The 18,979-nt window shown below is 74.4% G+C and carries 15 protein-coding genes; 7 read left to right on the forward strand and 8 right to left on the reverse strand.

Annotation, left to right across the window (positions count from 1 at the left end; genetic code table 11):
* Positions 1-59: 59 nt before the first annotated feature.
* Genes ACN26Y_RS21120 through fxsT form a run of 6 tightly spaced genes read left to right on the forward strand, consistent with a single transcriptional unit; the run spans position 60 to position 9,340 of the window.
* Positions 60-260, forward strand: coding sequence for an FXSXX-COOH protein (locus ACN26Y_RS21120; RefSeq protein WP_155331956.1), 201 nt, complete (start codon positions 60-62; stop codon positions 258-260).
* A complete protein-coding gene (locus ACN26Y_RS21125; protein ID WP_422733346.1) occupies positions 232-2,718 on the forward strand; it encodes an FxsB family cyclophane-forming radical SAM/SPASM peptide maturase in 2,487 nt (828 codons plus the stop codon). Before ACN26Y_RS21120 ends, ACN26Y_RS21125 begins: the two co-directional genes overlap by 29 nt.
* The gene (locus tag ACN26Y_RS21130) at positions 2,715-3,578 is read left to right on the forward strand and encodes an aminoglycoside N(3)-acetyltransferase (RefSeq protein ID WP_155331958.1); all 864 of its coding nucleotides are present in this window, start codon (positions 2,715-2,717) and stop codon (positions 3,576-3,578) included. Before ACN26Y_RS21125 ends, ACN26Y_RS21130 begins: the two co-directional genes overlap by 4 nt.
* Positions 3,575-4,252, forward strand: coding sequence for a TIR-like protein FxsC (locus tag ACN26Y_RS21135; RefSeq protein WP_155331959.1), 678 nt, complete (start codon positions 3,575-3,577; stop codon positions 4,250-4,252). The genes ACN26Y_RS21130 and ACN26Y_RS21135 overlap by 4 nt, the downstream gene beginning before the upstream one ends.
* Complete coding sequence (locus ACN26Y_RS21140; protein ID WP_155331960.1) at positions 4,239-5,408, forward strand: TIR-like protein FxsC; 1,170 nt, start codon at positions 4,239-4,241, stop codon at positions 5,406-5,408. The genes ACN26Y_RS21135 and ACN26Y_RS21140 overlap by 14 nt, the downstream gene beginning before the upstream one ends.
* Positions 5,405-9,340: an FxSxx-COOH system tetratricopeptide repeat protein gene (fxsT, locus tag ACN26Y_RS21145; RefSeq protein WP_422733347.1), complete on the forward strand. Its 3,936-nt coding sequence runs from the start codon at positions 5,405-5,407 to the stop codon at positions 9,338-9,340. The genes ACN26Y_RS21140 and fxsT overlap by 4 nt, the downstream gene beginning before the upstream one ends.
* Here the strand turns inward: fxsT and ACN26Y_RS21150 are convergent.
* On the reverse strand, positions 9,334-10,290 hold the full coding sequence (locus tag ACN26Y_RS21150; protein ID WP_155331962.1) for an alpha/beta fold hydrolase: 957 nt from the start codon (positions 10,288-10,290) through the stop codon (positions 9,334-9,336). The genes fxsT and ACN26Y_RS21150 overlap by 7 nt on opposite strands.
* A 264-nt stretch (positions 10,291-10,554) precedes the next feature.
* Positions 10,555-10,899 carry a hypothetical protein gene (locus tag ACN26Y_RS21155; protein ID WP_230688687.1) on the reverse strand — a complete coding sequence of 115 codons (345 nt, stop codon included), beginning with the start codon at positions 10,897-10,899 and terminating at the stop codon, positions 10,555-10,557.
* Between the two features lie 176 nt (positions 10,900-11,075).
* Between ACN26Y_RS21155 and pdxY the strand changes: the two genes are divergently transcribed.
* Entirely contained in the window at positions 11,076-11,927 is an 852-nt protein-coding gene (pdxY, locus tag ACN26Y_RS21160; protein ID WP_422733348.1) for a pyridoxal kinase PdxY, read from the forward strand.
* Positions 11,928-11,994: 67 nt separating this feature from the next.
* Here pdxY and ACN26Y_RS21165 read toward each other — a convergent pair whose 3' ends face one another.
* The 6 genes from ACN26Y_RS21165 to ACN26Y_RS21190 form a co-directional block, all read right to left on the reverse strand.
* Entirely contained in the window at positions 11,995-14,385 is a 2,391-nt protein-coding gene (locus ACN26Y_RS21165; protein ID WP_422733349.1) for a WD40/YVTN/BNR-like repeat-containing protein, read from the reverse strand.
* Positions 14,386-14,504: 119 nt separating this feature from the next.
* Positions 14,505-14,969: a hypothetical protein gene (locus tag ACN26Y_RS21170; protein ID WP_366603100.1), complete on the reverse strand. Its 465-nt coding sequence runs from the start codon at positions 14,967-14,969 to the stop codon at positions 14,505-14,507.
* Between the two features lie 20 nt (positions 14,970-14,989).
* A complete protein-coding gene (locus ACN26Y_RS21175) occupies positions 14,990-15,865 on the reverse strand; it encodes a carbohydrate ABC transporter permease (protein WP_155331965.1) in 876 nt (291 codons plus the stop codon).
* Positions 15,862-16,869 (reverse strand): ABC transporter ATP-binding protein, encoded by a 1,008-nt coding sequence (locus ACN26Y_RS21180; RefSeq protein WP_422733350.1) that lies wholly within the window; start codon positions 16,867-16,869, stop codon positions 15,862-15,864. The genes ACN26Y_RS21175 and ACN26Y_RS21180 overlap by 4 nt, the downstream gene beginning before the upstream one ends.
* Positions 16,866-18,149 (reverse strand): ABC transporter substrate-binding protein, encoded by a 1,284-nt coding sequence (locus ACN26Y_RS21185; protein WP_422733351.1) that lies wholly within the window; start codon positions 18,147-18,149, stop codon positions 16,866-16,868. The genes ACN26Y_RS21180 and ACN26Y_RS21185 overlap by 4 nt, the downstream gene beginning before the upstream one ends.
* Positions 18,146-18,979, reverse strand: a complete 834-nt coding sequence (locus ACN26Y_RS21190) for a carbohydrate ABC transporter permease (RefSeq protein WP_155331968.1) — start codon at positions 18,977-18,979, stop codon at positions 18,146-18,148. Before ACN26Y_RS21190 ends, ACN26Y_RS21185 begins: the two co-directional genes overlap by 4 nt.

Here is an 18,979-nt window from a genome sequence, read left to right on the forward strand (position 1 = left end):
CTCGGCGTGTTGTAGACTCATCGACAGTTGTCTAGGGCCGCCGTCCCGGGTGGCTCCCGCTGACCCACAAGTCCGATGGGGGGACTCACGTGGATCGCAACGCAGGCCGGTCGACGACCACCGCTCCGCTGGCCGATCTCCGGCGCACTCCGCTCGGCAAGATTCCGCTCTCCCGCGCCCGCACCGTGGCGCTGCCCGACACCCGCACCGTGGACCAGCCGGCCCGCGTCGATGTCGCAGCCTTCGGCTCTTCGATCTGAGGCCGGTGAGCCCGCGACGCCCGGACGGCCCGCGTCGGCCGTAGCGCTGAGTCAGTTCGTTCTCAAGATCGTCAGCCGGTGCGACCTGTCCTGCGACCACTGCTACGTCTACGAGCATCCCGACCAGTCCTGGCGCCGCCAGCCGCACACCATGGCCCCCACCACGGTGGCCGCCGCCGCCCGGCGCATCGCCGAGCACGCGGTCGCGCACCGGCTCGACGCCGTGCGGGTGGTGCTGCACGGCGGTGAGCCGCTGCTCGCCGGTGCCGCCGGGCTGGCGGCCACCGCCGCCGAGCTGCGCGGCCGGCTCGACCCGGTGACCCGGCTGGACCTGCGCATGCAGTCCAACGGCGTGCTGCTCACCGAGGAGATCGCCGAGGTGCTCGCCACCCACGGCGTCGCGGTCGGCATCTCCCTCGACGGCGACCGGGTCGCCAACGACCGCCACCGCCGGTACGCCTCCGGCGCGAGCAGCCACGCCAAGGTGCTGCGGGCGCTGGCGCTGCTGCGCCGCCCCGAGTTCCGGCCGTGCTACGCCGGGCTGCTCTGCACGGTCGACCTCGCCAACGATCCCGTCGCCGTCTACCGGGCGCTGCTCGCCGAGGACCCGCCGCACATCGACTTCCTCCTGCCGCACGCCAACTGGGAGCGCCCCCCGCCGCGCCCCGCCGGCGTCCCCACCCCGTACGCCGACTGGCTGCTCGCCGTGCACCGGGCCTGGACGGCCGACGGGCGACCGGTGCCGATCCGGCTGCTGGATTCGCTGCTGGCCACCGCCGCGGGCGGCGTCACCCGCACCGAGGCGGTCGGGCTGGCCGCCGCCGACCTGGCGGTCGTCGAGACCGACGGCAGCTACGAGCAGGTCGATTCGCTCAAGTCCGCGTACGACGGTGCGCCGGCCACCGGCCTGGACGTCTTCACGCATCCGGTCGACGTGGTCGCCGCCCACCCGATGGTCGCCGTCCGGCAGGCCGGGCTCGCCGGCCTCTCCGCCACCTGCCGCGCCTGCCCGGTCGTCCGCCAGTGCGGCGGCGGCCTGTTCGCCCACCGGTACCGTCCGGGCACCGGCTTCGACAACCCGTCGGTCTACTGCGCCGACCTGGCCCACCTGATCGAGGGCGTCACCGGCGGCCCACCCTCGCCACCGGCCCGCCCGGCCGGGTCCGCCGCGATGCCGGCGGCATCGGCCGGTCCGGGCGGTCCGGATGCCGCGATGCCGCCGGCATCGAGTCGATCAGCAGCGGGCGGCCGCGTCGACCAAGCCGCCGACCGCGCCGACCCGGCGGGCGAGCCGGCCGACGACGACGGCGGGCCCGACGAGCTGGCCCCGAAGGTGCTCGACGACCTCGGCACCGGCCACGGCACCGACGCCTCGGTCCGCCAGCTCGCCGCCGTCCACCTGGCCAAGACCCGGGCGTTGCTGGTCGCGCTCAGCCCGGCCACGGCCGGGCACCCGGTCGCGGCGGCGGCCTGGGAGCAGCTGGTCGACCTGGACGTCACCGCGCCGGGGGCGGTACGGGACGTGTTGGGCCACCCGTTCGTCCGCCGCTGGGCGCACCGGTGTCTGGAACGGCCGGCGCTGGCCGACGTCGCTCGCCTCGCGGCGGTGGCCGCGGCGGCGGCGGTCCGCGCGAATGCCCGCGTCGACCTGGACGTGCCGGTCCGCGACGGCGTGCTCGCCCTGCCCACCCTCGGGGCGCTCGCCCTGCCGGAGCTGCCCGGTCCCGTCCTGCTGACCACGGTGGACGGGGGTTTCCGGGTGCGCGGGGCCGGGCGGTCCGTCGACGTCCGGCCCGGCGAGGAGACATCCGTCTGGCGCCCGGTGCGCCGCGCCGGCGCAGCCGACGTGCTGATCGAGGACACCGACCCGTACCGGGACAGCTACCAGGATCTCGTGGTCGCGCCGCGGCTGGCCGCCGACGCCGCCGCCCGGTGGGCCGCCCACCTCACCGCGGCGGTGGGCCGGATCGACGCCGAGGCGCAGGCGTACGCCCCCGGGGTGCGGGCGCTGCTGCGCGCGGTCGTCCCGGTGCGGCCGGACCGGCGGGGCCGCCAGCGCAGCGCCGCCGCCGCGTCCGCCTTCGGCGCCGTCGCCGTCACGCCGGTCCCCGACGACGCGGCCCTCGCCGTGCTGCTCGTCCACGAGGTGCAGCACCTGAAGCTCGACGGGGTGCTCGACGTCTGCGAACTGGTCGACCGGCGGGACTCCCGGCTGCTCACCGTGCCGTGGCGGAACGACCCGCGTCCGGTGGAGGGCGTGCTGCACGGCACGTACGCGCACCTCGGCGTCGCGGACGTGTGGCGCCGGCGGCCGGGCGCGGAGGCCGCCGCCCACCACCGCCGGTACCGCGACTGGACCGACGGCGCGCTCGACGCCCTGCTCGGGCTGGGGGTGCTGACACCGGCGGGGGAGCGGTTCGCCGCCCGGATGCGCGCCACGGTGGACAGCTGGTCATGACCGTCGGGCGCGCCGGGCTGGCCGCCGACCTGCGGGCGTTGGGCCTGCCGATCGGCGCGACCGTGCTGGTCCACGCGTCGCTGCGCCGGATCGGGCCGGTCGCGGGCGGCCCGGCGGCCGTGCTGGCAGCCCTGTGCGACGTGCTCGGCCCGGCCGGGACGGTGGTGGTGCCGACGCAGACCGCCGGCAACTCGAACACGTCGCCGGCGTTCCGCACCGCCGTTGCCGGCCTGACCGCGCGCGAGGCGGCCGCGGTGGAGGCCCGGATCCCGCCGTTCGACCCGGACCGCAGCCCGTCCGAGGGCATGGGAGCGCTCGCCGAGCACGTGCGACGGCAGCCCGGGGCCGTGCGCAGCCGGCACCCGCAGACGTCCTTCGCGGCGCTCGGCCCGGCCGCCGCCGCCCTGACCGCCGTCCACGACCTGGAGTGCCACCTGGGCGAGCGGTCCCCGCAGGCGGCCCTGTACGCCGCCGACGCCCTGGTGCTGCTGCTCGGCGTCGACTACGCCACGTGCACGGCCTTCCACCTCGCCGAGTACCGCCTCGACCCACCGCCCGCCTCACGTCCGTACCGCTGCTACGTCCGGGACGAGGCGGGCCGCCGGGTCCGGCGCGACTTCCTCGCCCTCGATCTCGACGACTCCGACTTCGCCCGGATCGGCGCGGCGCTGGACCGCCGGCCGGAGGTGCGGCGCGGCCGGGTCGGCGCCGGCACCGGCCGGCTGCTGCCGGTGCGTGCGGCCGTCGACTTCGCCGGCCGGTGGATGAGCGGGCACCGGACACGAGGGCGGCTCCGGGTTTGCCACTGCCGATACTGTGGTGCCGCGGGAGTGTCCCCTTCGGACGGGAGCGGCGGGTGAGCGAGGAGGAGTTCCGGGTCGACCCGCGCGCCCCCGTGTTCTTCCTCAGCTACGCCCGGGCCAAGCAGCGGCCGGCCGAGCCGCCCCGGGACACCAACCAGAAGGTGTTCCAGCTCTACGTCGACCTCTCCGACCACGTGTCGGAGCTGCTGGGCCTGCCGGCGGGCAGCACCGCCGGCTTCCTCGACCGGGTCCTCGACGGCGGCCAGGTGTGGGCGGACGACCTGGCCTTCGCCACCGGCCACTGTCAGGTCTTCATTCCGCTGATCTCCCCGCAGTACCTGCGCAGCGTCTGGTGCGCCCGCGAGTGGAACGCGTTCGTGCGCCGCCGGCAGGTGCGCCGCCCGGACGCGCGGGCGACCCCGGGGGAGCGGCCGATCATCCCGGTGAACTGGTCGGTGATGGGCCGCCGCCACCTGCCGGACGCGATCCGGCGGCGGCAGATGTTCTCCCCGACCGGGCTGCCGCCGGACATCGCCCCGCAGTACCAGCAGGAGGGCATCTACGGCCTGCTCAGCCTGGGCCGCAACGGCAAGGACGCGTACGACGCGGTGGTGTGGCGGCTCGCGCAGCGGGTGGTGCGTGCGGTGGACACGCACTGGGTCGAGCCGTACGTGTCGCGCATCGAGGAGCTCGGCGAGGGGTTCGAGGAGGCCGGCGATGAGCTGGACTGACACCAGCGGCTCCCGCGCCGGCCGGGAGACGTACTTCTTCCTCAGCTACGCCCATTCGGTGCCGCTGTCGGCGGCGGCCCGTCCGGACACGGACTACTGGGTCAGCCGGTTCTTCCAGGACCTGCACGCCGCCGTGCAGCGGGGCGCGCGCCGCGCCGGCGACCTCGACATCGGGTTCTTCGACGGGCTCGTGGCCCCCGGCGCCGACCTGAAGCAGGCGCTCACCGACGCGCTCAGCCTCACCCACGTCTTCGTGCCGCTCTACTCGCCCAACTACTTCAGCAACGCCTGGGCCGTCGGCGAGCGGGCCGCCTTCCGGTCCCGGCTGGGCCTGCTGCCGCCGGCCGACGCGGGCCGGCACATCCTGCCGGTGCTGTGGATCCCCTTTCCGCCCTGGGACGACCGGCCGGAGATGGCCGAGGCGGTGGAGCTGGTCGGCGGCCCCACCGAGTACGCGGAGAACGGGCTGCGGGCACTGTGCAAGCTCAGCGCCTACCGGCGGCAGTACGACCTGGTGCTCAGCGCCCTCGCCGAGCGGATCATCGCGGTGACCGAGACCGCGCCGCTGCGCCGCTCGCGGGCCGCCCCGCTGGGCGCCGCCCGGGTGGAGGACCGTGGTGACCCGGCGCTGGTCGTCACCGCGCTCGCCGGGCCGGACGGGCGGCAGTGGCGGCCGTTCGCCGGGCGGCACGTGCTGACGATCGCCGACTACGTGGCCGCCACCGCGCAACGGTTGGGGCTGCCGACCCGGGTCGTCGAGTTCGCCGGCGCCCGCGACCACGCCCCGGACAGCCCGACCGTCCTGCTGATCGACGCCGAGCTGGGCGCGGCGGCGGTCCGGGAGGCGGTCGCCGGGCTGCCGCGCTGGGTCGTGCCGCTGGTCGTGGCCGGCGCCGACGCCGCACCCGGTGGGACGGCCCGGGCGGCGGGGGCCGACGAGATCGACGCCGCGCTGCGCGAGGCCCGGTTCCCGGAGGTGCGGCCGGTCCACGGCGTGGACGAGTTCGAGCGCAGCGCGCCGCTGCTGGTGATCGAGGCACGGAAGCAGTTCCTCCGGCACGGCCCGCTCTACCCGCAGGACACCCCGGGCGCACCGCGGCCCAGCCTGCGCCCGACCGACCCATCCGACCAGCGGCGACGAGGAGAGGACCGATGACGGAACGGCGCGACGGTCAGGTCGTCACCTTCTACTCGTACAAGGGCGGCACCGGCCGCACGATGGCCCTGGCGAACACGGCCTGGATCCTGGCCGCGAACGGCCAGCGGGTCCTCGTCGCCGACTGGGACCTGGAGTCACCGGGGCTGCACCGGTTCTTCACGCCGTTCCTCGACCACGAGCAGGTCGCCTCCACCGGCGGCGTGATGGACCTGATCGTCGAGTACGAGTGGGCGAATTTGAAGCGCCGCCGGGAGGCCGAGGCCGCCGGGCTCGCCGAGCCGGTGGAGTCCCGGCCCAGCGACTGGCACCGCCACCTGGCCAAGGTGCAGAAGTACGCGTTCTCCGTCAACTGGGAGTTCCCCGGCGGCGGCAGCCTCGACCTGCTGCTCGCCGGCCGGCACAACCCGGACTACGCGAGCAGCGTCACCGGCCTGAACTGGGACAACTTCTACAACCGGCTGGGCGGGGCGCTGTTTTTCGACGCGCTGCGCGAGGACATGAAGCGCCACTACGACTGGACGTTGATCGACAGCCGCACCGGCATCAGCGACGTCGCCGAGATCTGCACCATCCACCTGCCGGACGTGCTGGTCGACTGCTTCACGCTGAGCGACCAGGGCATCGACGGCGCCGCCACGGTCGCCGCCCGGGTCCGCGGCTACGAGGGGCGGCGGGCCCGGCGGGTGCTGCCGGTGCCGATGCGGGTGGACGAGGGGGAGAAGGGCAAGGCCGACGCCGGCCGGGCGGTGGCGATGCAGCGCTTCGCCGGGCTCCCCGGCGGGATGACCGACGCCGAGCGGCGCGAGTACTGGCTCACCGTCGAGGTGCCCTACCGGGCCTACTACGCGTACGAGGAGACCCTCGCCACCTTCGGCGACATCCCGGGCGGCCGCACCACCCTGCTGTCCGCGTACGAGACGTTGACGGGTCACATCACCGGTGGCCGGTTCGCCGCGCTGCCGCGGATGGACGAGGCGCTGCGCCGGCGTACCGTCGCCCGCTTCGAGCGCAAGCCGGCCGTGGCCGACGAGCTGATCGTGCTGCGACACGTCCCGCAGGACCAGGCCTGGGCGGAGTGGGTGCAGGCCGTGCTCACGGCCGTGGACCTGCGGGTGGCCACGGCGGCGGTGGACGACCTGTCGCCGGTGCGGGCCGGCACGGTGACCCGTGACGTCACGCTGGTCTCCCGCTCCTACCGGGCCGCACACGACGAGCAGGTCGATCCGCGCCGGTCGGGCGCGGCACTGATCGTGTACGTGGACAGCACCACCCCCTCGCCGGACGCCCCGATCGGCAGCTGGGTGTCGCTGCACGAGCTGGCCTCCGAGGAGGCCGTCGACCGGCTCGTGCAGCTGGTCGGGGTGACCCCGCCGCCCGGCCACGGCCGTCCGGTGGTGCGCGCCGCCCGCTACCCGGGCTCCCGGGCGCCGGTGTTCAACCCGCCCAGCCGCAACCTGCGGTTCACCGGCCGGGAGGAGCTGCTGCGCCAGCTCCGGGAGGAGCTGAAGGCCGCCGGCAGCATCGGCATCCCGGTGGCGTTGCGCGGTGGTCCGGGCATCGGCAAGACGCAGCTGGCGATCGAGTACGCGCACCGCTTCCGCGGCGCGTACGACGTCATCTGGTGGGTCCAGGCGGACCCGCCGCAGTTCGTCGACGTCCGGGTGGCCGACCTCGGCGCCGAGCTGGGCCTGCCCCGGCAGCCCACCATCCCGGAGATGACGCGGGCGGTGCGGCAGCGGCTCAGCCGCCCCGAGCGCCGCCCGGACGGCGGTCCGCCCGAGCAGTGGCTGCTCGTGTTCGACAACGTCGACCAGTACGAGCACGTCCGCGACTACCTGCCGCAGGGCGTCGGGCATGTGCTGGTCACCACCCGCAACCCGGACTGGGGCGACCTGGCCCGGGCGTTGGACGTCGAGGCGTTCCAGCGGGCGGAGAGCGTCGCGCACCTGCGGGCCCGCGTCGGCGAGCGGTCGATCACGGAAGGTGAGGCGGAGCAGGTCGCCGACGCGGTCGAGAACGTGCCGATCTTCGTGGCGATGGCCGGCGCGTGGCTGGCCGACACCGGCACCCCGGTCGCCGACTACCTGACCGGCCTGGAGCGCACCGGCCCGGCGGAGGACATCTGGGACTTCTCCCTCCAGCGGTTGCGGGAGGGGTCGGCAGGCGCGTACCGGCTGCTGCAGCTCGCGTCGGTGCTCGCCCCGGAGATCTCCCTGGAGCTGCTCTACAGCGACCAGGTCGCCAAGGTCATCGCGGCGCACGACCCGGTGGTGGCCGCCCGGGTGGCCGACCGCGTCTCCGAGCGGGACATCGCCGCCGCGCTCGTGCAGCGCATCAACCGCCTCGCCCTGGTCAAGGTCGACCTGCACGCCCAGCAGGTCCAGGTGCACCGGCTGCTCCAGGCGGCGCTGCGCGCCCGGATGACGCCCGACGAACTGGCCGGCGTGAAGCAGGACGTGCACCGCATCCTCGCCGGCTCCCGCCCGTCAGGTGAGGTGGAGGATCCGGCCGCCCAGGCGCGGCTGCGTCTGCTCTGGCCGCACCTCGACGGCGCCGACGCGCTCTCCTCGCCCGACGACGACGTGCGTCAGCTCATCATCGACCGGATTCGCTACATCTACCTCAACGGCGGGTACGCGCAGGGCCACCGGTACGCCGAGCAGGCCGACGCCGCCTGGTCGCGGCTGCTGGCCCAGCTCGCCCCGGACACGCCGGACCATCGGGCGTTGCAGGTGCAGCTGCTGCACCTGCGGTTCAACCGGGCCAACCTGCTGCGCGGCCTCGGCCGGTTCGACGACGCCCGCCGTCTCGACGAGGAGACGCTCGGCGCGCAGGAGAAGCTGATCGGGTCCAGCCACCCGTACACCCTGATGACGGCGGGCGGCTACGGTGGCGACCTGCGGGCCATCGGCCGCTACTCGGACGCGCTGGAACGGGACCTGCGCACGTACGCCGCCTCGGTGGAGGTGTTCGGCGAGGACCACCGCCGTACCCTGACCGCCGCGAACAACCTGGCCGCGTCCTACCGGCTGATGGGTGACTTCCGGCGGGCCCTCGACGGCGACGAGGCCACCTACCGCCGGCTGCGGGTGGTGCTCGGGCCGGACCACCCGCGCACCCTGCTCACCGCCAACAACCTGGCGCGGGACCTGCGGGAGGCCGGTGACTACGAGGGGTCGGTGGCGTTGCTCCAGACGGTGGTGGCCGGGTACCGCAACCTGTTCGGCGACCAGTCCCGCAACGTGCTCACCGCGCAGACGAACCTCGCCGCGTCGCTGCGCAGCACCGGCGAGATCGCCGAGGCGGCGCGGCTGCTCGACGACGCGTACGAGCATCTGCTCACCGGGTTCGGCCCGCTCAACCCGGACACCCTGTTCAGCCGCCTGTCCCGCGCGGCGAACCTGATGCTGCAGGGCGAGGGGGAGCGGGCCCGCCTCGAGCTGACCGAGACCGAGGAGCAGTTCGCGCAGGTCTTCGGCGAGGGGCACCCGTACGTGCTGGTATGCCGCAACAACCGCAGTGTGGCGATGTGGGACGCCGGTGAGGTGGTGCCGGCCCGGGAGCTGGCGGCGCGGACGGCGGCGGCGGTCACCGCGGCGCTGGGCGGCACCCACCCGCTGACCATGGCGGTCGCCAACAACCTCGCCGTCTTCACGATCCTGCACGGCGAGCTGGAGGCCGGGCGGGAGCAGCTGCGCATCGTCGTCGGCCGGCTGCGCGAGACCCTGGGTGAGGACCATCCGGACACGCTCCGCGGGCGGGGAAACCTGGCGGTCGCCGAGCAGACCGCGACCGGCGGCGCCGGCAGCATCGAGCGGATGCGGCTCGCGGACCGGCTGGCGAACCGGATCGGGCAGCACCACCCGAGCGTGGTGAACCTGCGGGAGGGACGGTACGTGCGGCGGGTGCTCGACCCGCACCCCTACTGACCGGGACGGGCCCCGATCAGCAGGTCGCGGCTCACCGCCACCGCGTCGTCGTCGGCGGTGAGCCAGCGCAGGATGCGCGGCAGCTCCTCCATCGCGTCGAAGTGCGCCGCGTCGGCCTGCACCTCCAGCTCCGCGCCGGGGATGCGGGACGCCAGCCAGTGGGTGTGGCCGACCGGGGCGAAGGTGTCCTCGGCGCCGTGCCAGAGCTTCACCCTGGTCGTCGACGTGTCGATCAGGCCGAGGTCGAACTTCCAGTCCCGGCGGAGCGCGAGCACGTCGTCGATCCACCCGTACGGGCCGGCGCGTAACGCGTCCTCGAAGGTGTCGGCGAGCATTCTCCGCAGCGCCGGATCCCGCACCGCCCGCCGGTCCGCCATGGTCATCTGCGCCATGAGGTCCTCCAGCAGGTGCCGCGGGTCCTCGCTGGCCCGCTGCGCCCGGCGGCGGATCTCCTCCACCACGGCCGACGTGTCGGAGCGGCCGGCGCCGAAGCCGTTGAGGTTGTCGTCGTTCATCCCGGCGAACCAGTCCAGCTCGGGCGCGTCGGACGGGGCGAACCCGACCAGCGCCGCCACGCGGGTGATCCGGTGGCGCAGCGCCGGGTCGGCGGCGCAGGCGAGGGCGTGCGGACCGCCGCCGGACCGGCCGGCGACGGCGAACCGGGGCAGTTCGAGATGGTCGGCGATGACCTCCACGTCGCGTGCGGCTTCGGCCACGTCGCGGCCCTCGACCCGGTCGGACCCGCCGTAGCCGGGCCGGTCGTAGGTGATCAGTTTCACGCCCAACCGGTACAGAACGATGCCGCGCGGCTTCGGCCCCTTGCGGCTGCCCGGTGTGCCGTGCATCAGGAAGACCGGGTGTCCGTCCGGCGCACCCGAGACCTCGAACGCCAGTCGCTTGCTGTCCGCGCGATAGGCGATTTCGGTCCCAGGCTCCTCTGCTCGGCCCACTCCAGCCTGCCTTCCGGTGCTGCTGACCAGCGAATATCCGTCACGTCGGCCCAGAGCGAAGATGATTGATCGGCGGTGAACGACTCCACTCGGCAGTTGAGCCTAACGGTCGGGTCGGTCACGCCGCCATCCGCCAGTTCGACAACCCGCCGGATCTGTCGGAAAGGACACCGTCAGGGCGGTCCGTGATGGAACTTCCATCGGCCCGACCTCCGATCGATTCCGGTCGACGGCCGGGCTGCGTCGTCGCTGGTCAGCGCGGCGTCAGGCGGCGGCGCCGGTGCGGCTCGCCGGCGCCGGAGCGGCCGGGCGCAGCTGGCGCGCGGGCACCGGTGACCATCCGGTCAGCGCGTCGTCCGACCGGTCGGCCGGGGCGGTCGCCGGCCGCTGCTCGGGCGACGCCTGGGCCATCTGCAGCGCGCGCTGGGCGTTCTCCCAGGCGGCGCAGGGCCAGCCGTGGCCGGCGCAGAGCAGGTTGACGCAGTCGGCCCCGCCCTGGTCGGGCTGGTGCGCGTCGGCCACGTCGAGGGCGAGCCCCCACAGCAGCGGGTCGGTCACCTCGTCCGGGCGGTCGTGGCGGTCAGCCCGGTCGTGGCTGGTGTCGGACATGGTGGGGCCCCCCTCATGAGCTGGTACTGACCCTACCTTCACCCGTTACCGGCACCCGTAAACGGGCAGGTCGGCGCGGCGGGTCACGGCCGGCCGGACCGGGCGGGCGTCCCGGGGCTGAGGGCGGCGGGCCGGGTCGTGCGTACGGCCGCGGTGGCAACCGCCATGATGGGCCGGTGAGGATCCTGTCCATCCAGTCGTCGGTGGCGTACGGCCACGTCGGCAACTCCGCCGCCGTCTTCCCCCTCCAGCGTCTCGGGCACGAGGTCTGGCCGGTGCTGACCGTGCACTTCTCCAACCACACCGGGTACGGCGCGTGGCGCGGGCCGCTGCTCGCGCCGGCCGACGTCGCCGAGGTGATCGCGGGCATCGCGGACCGTGGGGTCCTGGGGGACGCCGACGCGGTGCTGTCGGGCTACCAGGGCGACCCGGCGATGGGCGCGGTGATCCTCGACGCGGTGACCCTGGTGAAGACGGCCAACCCGGACGCCGTCTACTGCTGCGACCCGGTGATGGGTGACGTCGGCCGTGGCATGTTCGTCCGGCCGGGCATCCCGGAGTACCTGCGGGACGTGGTCGTCCCGCGCGCGGACGTCATCACGCCGAACCAGTTCGAGCTGGACTTCCTGGCCGGCCGCACGACCACGTCCCTGGACGAGGTGCTGGAGGCGGTGGACGCGGTGCGGGCGACCGGGCCGCGGCACGTGCTCGTCACGAGCGTGCTCCACGGGGACGTGCCGGAGGGGTCGCTGGAGATGGTGGCCGTGTCCGACGAGGGCGCCTGGGCGGTGACCACACCGCTGCTGCCGATCAGCCCGAACGGCGGCGGCGACGTCACCGCGGCCCTGTACCTCGCGCACCTGTCGACGGCCGCCTCGCCCGCGACGGCCCTGGAGCGCACCACGTCGTCGATCTTCGCCGTTTTCGAGGCGACACTCGCGGCGGGCACCCGGGAGCTCCAGCTGGTCGCCGCCCAGGACGCGATCGCCGACCCGCCGGTGCGATTCCCCGCCCGGCGGCTGCGCTGAGGCGCGACGCCGGCCATCGACGCACGGAGGCCACCTCCCCCGACGGGGAGGTGGCCTCCGTGGCCGGTCAGCCGGCGCGGCAGGACGACAGCACGCCCACCACACCGACCCCCGGCTGCTTCAGGGGCAGCTTCGTGGACGCCGCCGGGCAGCGCGGCACCGTGATGTCGTGGATGCCCCGGCCGAACGTCGCCGCCGTCAGCTGGCGGGTCGGCTCGTGCCACCGCAGGTACATGACCGCCGCCTTCGGCAGGTCCGCGCCGAGCGTCGCCCACTCACCGCCGTTCCACGCCGACACGAACACACCGACGTCCGTGCCGACCAGCAGCAGCCCGTCGGCGGTCGGGACCACCGAGTTGACCGGCGCGTCGGGCAGCCCGCGCCCGATGTCGGTCCAGGTCCGGCCACCGTCACGGGTCAGCATCACGTGCGGCCGGTCGCTGCCGGAGCGGAAGCCGGAGAACGTCGCGTACGCGATGTTCGCGTCGGTGGGATGCACCGCGACGCGGGTGACCCAGGTGCCGGGGAGCTGGGCCGGGTCGACCTCGTTCCAGCTCCGGCCGAGGTCGTGCGTCCACCAGAGCTTGCCGTCGTCGGTGCCGGCGTACAGGGTGTCGCCGTCGGTCGGTGCGGCCGCGATCGTGGTGATCGTGCCCCACGGGTAGCCGGCCGGGTCGTTGGGGCCGCCGCCGGTGAGGTCGGGGCTGATCGCGGTCCAGGTGCGACCGTTGTCCGTCGACCGGTTGACGATGTTGCCGGCGTAGTACATGACGTTCGGGTCGCTCGGGTCGAACTGCAGCGGGGTGAGCCAGTTGCGTCGCTGGGAGGTGGTCTGGCCGGCGCCGATCGGCGCGCGCGGGCTGGCGCCGGCGTTCTCCGACCGGTAGCAGGAGCCGTACTGGCTGCACCCGAAGACGATGTTCGGGTTCTCCGGGTGGATGAGCGTCTGGAGGCCGTCACCGCAGCCGATCGGGTCCCACGGCCCGCCGGCCCCGTTGTAGCCGCGGTTGCAGCCGTTGTCCTGCGTGCCGCCGACCTTCAGGCGCGGGTCGGTCTGCGCCACGTCGACGGTGTAGAACTGGGTGTACCGCTCGTCGGTGGCCTTCACCCAGCTACCGGCGCCGTTGGCCTCGGAACGGTAGAAGCCGCCGTCGTTGCCGAGGTAGACCCGGCCGGGCACCTTCGGGTCCCAGCGCATGGCGTGCTGGTCGGCGTGGACGCCGCCGACCGGGGAGAAGCTCTGTGCGCCGTTGGTGGAGCGCATGAGGTTGACGCCCATGAGGAAGACGTGGTTCTGCTCGGCCGGGTCGACGAAGAGCTTGCCGAACCACCAGCTGAACGTCGACTGGGACGCCTGCCCGGCGGTGACCGGGGTCTGCGTCCAGGTGTCGCCGCCGTCGTCCGAGCGGTAGAACGCCCGGAACGGGCCGAGGGCGGTGCCCACGTACGCGTACAGGCGCTTCGGGTTGCTCGGGGCGAGCGCCAGGCCCCAGCGGCCCTGGTCGGCGTCGGTGGGCAGGCCGGTGGTCATCCGGGCCCAGGTCCGTCCGCCGTCGTCGGAGCGCCAGAGGCTGGAGCCGGGGCCGCCGTAGGTGCGCTGGTTCGGCTCGCGCAGGTGGTCCCACATGGCCGCGTACACCCGGGCGGGGTTGCTCGGGTCGATGAGGACCTCGGTGGCGCCGGTGGTCGCGTTCGGCGGGGCCAGGACCTGCCGCCAATTGTCGCCGCCGTCCTCGGTGAGGTAGACACCGCGCTCGCCGCCGGGGACGAACAGGTTGCCGCTGGCCGCCGCGAAGATCCGGTCCTCGTTGCCCGGGTCGATCGCGAAGCGGGCGATGGCGTGGCTGTCGGCCAGGCCGACCCGCTCCCAGGTGGCGCCCCGGTCGGTGGAGCGGTAGACACCGTCGCCGCCGAAGGTGATGGAGCCGCCGCCGGGCTGGGCCTCGCCGGTGCCCGCGAAGAGGACGCCGTTGCTGGTCATGGCCACCGCGCCGATCGCCTGGCCCCAGCCGTCCGGCCACACCGAGGTGAAGGTGGCGCCGGCGTCGCCGGACCTCCACACGCCGCCGGAGGCGGCGGCGACGAACACCTGGTCGGGCACCTGCGGGTCCACCGCGATGTCGACCACCCGGCCGCCGATGTCGGTGGGCCCGAAGAAGGACCAGTCCCGTTCGGCCAGCGGCCGGTAGACGCTGCGGGTCCGGGCGGCGAGCTGGTTGGCCTCGCCGCGGGCGCGGGCGTACTTGGCGGCGGACAGGTCGGTGCTGCCGTCACTCATCCGCTGAGCGGTCATCCACTCGTCGGGGAGTTCCATGGGGCCGGTGGGGGAACTCGTGGCCAGCGAGGGTTGCGCGGGCGGTGGCGGGCTGGACGACGCCGTCAGCGCGACCGTGGCGGTCAGCGCCAGCAGCGCCGTCGCCGTCAGCCCGCGACGACTTCGGGCGAGGGTGAGGGTCATGGGGCTCTCCTGTCCGTACGCGGACGGTCCTGTCTGCGCACGCTAGACAGCGCATCGGTGAACGTCACCGATCATCTGTCGGGAAACGGGCCGCCCGGTTAGGACAGGTGTCGAGGCCGTCAGCCGGTGCGGAACTCGGGGAGGCCCGCGTCGTCGGAGTCCGGGGCGACCATCGCGGTGAGCGTGGTGCCGTCGGCGCAGAGGGCGGTGGCCCGCAGGTACATGCGCCGGTCGCGTGCCCGCGCGAGGACCTCGGTCTCGAAGATCTCGTCCTCGATGCGCAGCAGGTCGACGTCGGTGCGCTGTTCGTAGTGGGCGCGGACGTCCAGCGGGGACATCCGGACGGTGGCTTCCACGCTGGTCAGCGCGCCCTGCACGACCACGCTGGTCACCCGGGCCCCGTCGGGCAGGACGAGGCCGGGCACGTCCGCGGCCACCTCCGGCTCCTGGTCCAGCGGCACCCGGTCGCAACTCGGCAGGTTGGCCAGCAGGTCCCGGTTGCCACCGGCCGGCGCCTCCGCCGTGCCGCCGCATCCGGCCAGCACGGCGAGGACGGCGACGGCACCGAGGGCCCGGAGTCTCATGGGCAGCAAGGATGTCACGGTCAGCGCAGCACCCGCCACCGCCGGACGGCGAGCAGCAGGCCGGTGATGATCACGGCGGTGACCAGCGTCAGCAGGATGGTGAGCAGCGAGCCGTACGCGAATCCGGAGAACTCGAAGACCTGGTCGAAGATGTAGACGGGCAGGTAGAGGGTGGCGTTGGCGGGCCGGCCGTCGGTGAGCACGTACGCCGGCACGAAGTTCACCTGCAACGTGAGGACGGTGTCCCGGACGGCCAGCAGCAGCAGCACCGGCGCCAGCAGCGGCAGGGTGATCCGGCGCAGCTGCCCGAACGGCCCGCACCCCTCCAGGGCCGCCGCCTCGTACAGCCGGCCGTCGAGCAGCCGGCGGGCGGCGAGGACCACGACGAACCCCTCGCCGATCGGGAACGCCAGCATCAGCACCACGCCCACCCGGGCGGTGGTCGGGTCGGCGAGCCAGGTGAAGCCGGGATGCCCGAACAGGCCGAGCACCTGGTTGAGCGGACCGTACAGCGGGTTGAGCACCCACAGGAACAGCACCGCGAGCGCCACGTCGGGGATGACCGTGGGCAGGTAGACGGCGGTGCGGAACCAGCGGCCGCCGGGGCGCGGGGCGGCGAGCAGCAGACCGAGCCCCACCGCGGCGAGGAACCGCACCGGCACCGCGAGCGCCACGTGGACCAGCGAGGCGCGCAGGCTGTCGAGCAGGAACCCGTCGTCGAGCATCCGCCGTACGTTGGCCAGCCCCACGAACCGTGGGTCGCGGGTCAACCCGGTGTGGTCGGTGACCGCGTACCCCACGTTGAGCAGCGCCGGCACCGCGACCAGCAGGGCCACCGCGACCGCGTACGGGGCGAGGAACGCCCAGCCGGTCAGCGGTGGCCGGGGGCGGCTCACCGGCGCCGCCCGGTGGCCGCGTCGAACCGGTGCAGCCGGTCGGCGCGCAGCCGCACCTCGTCGCCGGGGGCGACGCCCGGGCGGGGGCCGGTGCGGACGGTGAGCCGGGTGCCGTCCGGGCAGCGGGTCAGCAGGATCGCCTCGCTGCCCAGCGCCTCGACCGCCTCGACGGTCGCGACCACCGGTCCGTCGCCGTCGAGCGTGAGGTCCTCCGGACGTACGCCGAGCGTCAGGCCCGGGTCGCCGCCGAGCACACCGCCGCCGCTCACCAGGTTCATCGGCGGGCTGCCGAGGAACCCGGCGACGAACGTGTCGGCCGGCTCGTCGTACACCTGCTGGGGTGGGCCCACCTGCCGGACGCGCCCGTCGGCGAGGACGACCACCCGGTCGCCGAGGGTCATCGCCTCGTGCTGGTCGTGCGTGACGTGGACGGTGGTCGTGCGCAGTTCCCGGTGCAGGGCGAGCAGGTCGGCGCGGGTGGCGAAGCGCAGCGGCGCGTCCAGGCTCGCGAGGGGCTCGTCGAGCAGGTAGACGCTGGGGTCGCGCAGCAGCGCCCGGGCCAGCGCGACCCGCTGCCGCTGCCCGCCGGACATCTGGTCGGGGTAGCGGTCCAGCAGGTCGCCGATGCCGAGCCGCTCGGCGGCGGCGCGGGCCCGCCGGTCGGCCTCGGCGCGCGGTACCCGGCGGACGCGCGGCCCGAACGTCAGGTTGCCGTGGACGGTGAGGTGCGGGAAGAGCGCGTAGTCCTGGAAGACCATCGCCACCGCCCGCCGGTGCGGCGGCACCCCGGCCACGTCCACGCCGTCGACCAGGACCCGGCCGCCGTCCGGCCGGTCCAGGCCGGCGATCAGCCGCAGGATCGTCGACTTACCCGACCCGGACGGCCCGACGAGGGTGACCAGTTCCCCGGCCCGCACCTCCAGGTCGACGCCGTCGACGGCGGTGGTCCGCCCGTACGAGCGGGTCAGCCCCTCCAGCCGGATGACGCCACGTAGCCCGCTCACTTGCTCACCGGCAGGGTGAACAACGGGCGGACGGTCGTCTCCAGCCGGCGCAGCCCCTCCTCCCGGTCGACCCGGCCGTAGAACACCTCCTCCAGCAGCACGTCCGCCTCCTTCTCGACGCGGGCCCAGGTGGCGGTGCGCGGGGTGGCCCGCAGGTGCGGCTCGGCGTCGAGGTAGACCCGCGACGACCGCGGCGGCTTCGCCGGGTCGAGGAACGCGGGGGAGCCGGCGACGTCGAGTCGGGACGGGACGGTCCGGCCGGACTCGGCGAGCGTGCGCTGCCCGGCGGCGCCCATCGCGTACTCGATGAACCGCCACGCCGGACGGTGGTCCGGCAGGCCGGCGCTCATGCAGTACGCGTCGCTGTGCAGGATGGACGCCGGTACGCCGCCGGGGGCGACCGGCAGCGGCGCCGCGTCCCAGGTGAAGCCGTCGATGGTGCGCAGGGTCGGCACGGCGACCCGGCTGCTCAGGTACATGCCGAGGGTGCCGCGCAGGAAACGCGCCTCGCTGGACTCGCTCTGCTCCTCGGCGTCCGGCGGCACGACCCGGTGTCGCAGTTGCAGGTCGAGGAACCAGTCCACGGCCTTCCGGGTGGCCGGGTCGCCGCGCAGGGTCAGCGCGGTCGGCCGGGTCGGGTCGTCGACCAGTTCACCCCGGTTGGACCAGACGAAGGGTGCGAGCCGGGCGATCGACGGCTCGACGCCCACCCCGTACCGGCCGTCGCGGGTGAGCGCCTTCGCGGCGGCGAGGAGGTCGTCCCACGTCCAGCCGGCGGCCGGCGCCGGGACGCCGGCGGCCCGGAACAGGTCGGCGTTCCAGTAGACGACCAGCGAGGACAGGTTCTGCGGCAGGCAGGTGAGCGCCCTGCCGTCGAACCGGAACGCGTCCAGGGCCCGCGGGCTGAAGTCGCTCTCCTTGATCGCGCTGCTGGCGTCCAGGTAGGACTGCACCGGCTCGATCGCGCCCTGCGCGGCGAACTGCCCGTACCGGCGGTAGTTCAGCAGGAAGACGTCCGGCGGCCGGCCGCCCGCGAACGACGTGGTGAGCCGCGCCATCAGCTCGTCCTGGGTGGCCACGGGGGAGAGGGTCACGTCGACGTCCGGGTTGGCCGCGGTGAAGCCGGCGACCAGGGTGCGGTAACCGGCGACCTCCTCGGCGTCGCCGAACAGCACCACGGTGATGCCGGCCCGGTCCTCGGCGGCGCCGGAGGTGCACCCGCTGCCGATCAGCAGTACGGAGGCCAGGGCCGCGCACGCGCGTCGCCAGCTGGGGGTCATCGGCGTCCTTTCGCTCGGAGTGCGGCGAGGGGGTCGTCGGACAGCAGGATCCGCTGTGCCAGCAGGAACACCAGCACGCACGGCGCGGTCGCGACCACGCAGCCGGCCATCAGCAGCGGCCAGTCGGTGGGGTTGAGCAGCAGCAGGAACCGCAGCCCGAGCGGCCACGTGTAACGGTCGCCGCTGGTCAGGTACAGCAGCGGGTCGATGAAGTTGGCCCAGTGGAAGGTGAAGGCGAGCACCGCCACGGCGAGGGTCGCGGGCTTGACCTGCGGCAGCGCCAGCCGCCGCCAGATGGTGAGCCATCCGGCGCCTTCCAGGCGGGCGGCGTGCAACTGGCTGTCCGGTACGCCGCCGAAGCTCCACGCGTACAGCAGGACCAGGAACGGGCTGACGGCGAGCAACGCCGGGGCCAGCAGCGGCAGGTACGTGTCGACCACCCCGGCCAGCCGGAACAGCTCGAAGCGGGTGGCCCACACGGCGGTGACCGGCACCAGCAGCAGCACCAGCAGCCCGAGCAGCGCCCGCCGGCGGGCCGGGCGGGGCAGCAGCCGCAACCCGAAGCCGGTCAGCGACGCGACCAGCACGGTCAGCGGGACGGCCAGCGCCACGACCAGCGCGGAATTCGCCAGGTAGCGGAACAGCGGGACCAGTTCCGGCAGGCGCTCGTACGCGGCCGTCGTGGGCTCGGCCGGCCACAGCTCCAGCGTGCGGGGCGGTGGGGAGCCGGCGGGCCGCAGGGAGCCGACCACCATGAACCACAGCGGGGCGGCGAACAGCGCCGCGACGAGGGCGGGCACCAGGTACCGCCCGAGCCACCGCCCGGCCAC

The organism is Micromonospora sp. WMMD558, from assembly GCF_049315255.1.
In the GTDB taxonomy this organism is placed as follows: Bacteria; Actinomycetota; Actinomycetes; order Mycobacteriales; family Micromonosporaceae; genus Micromonospora.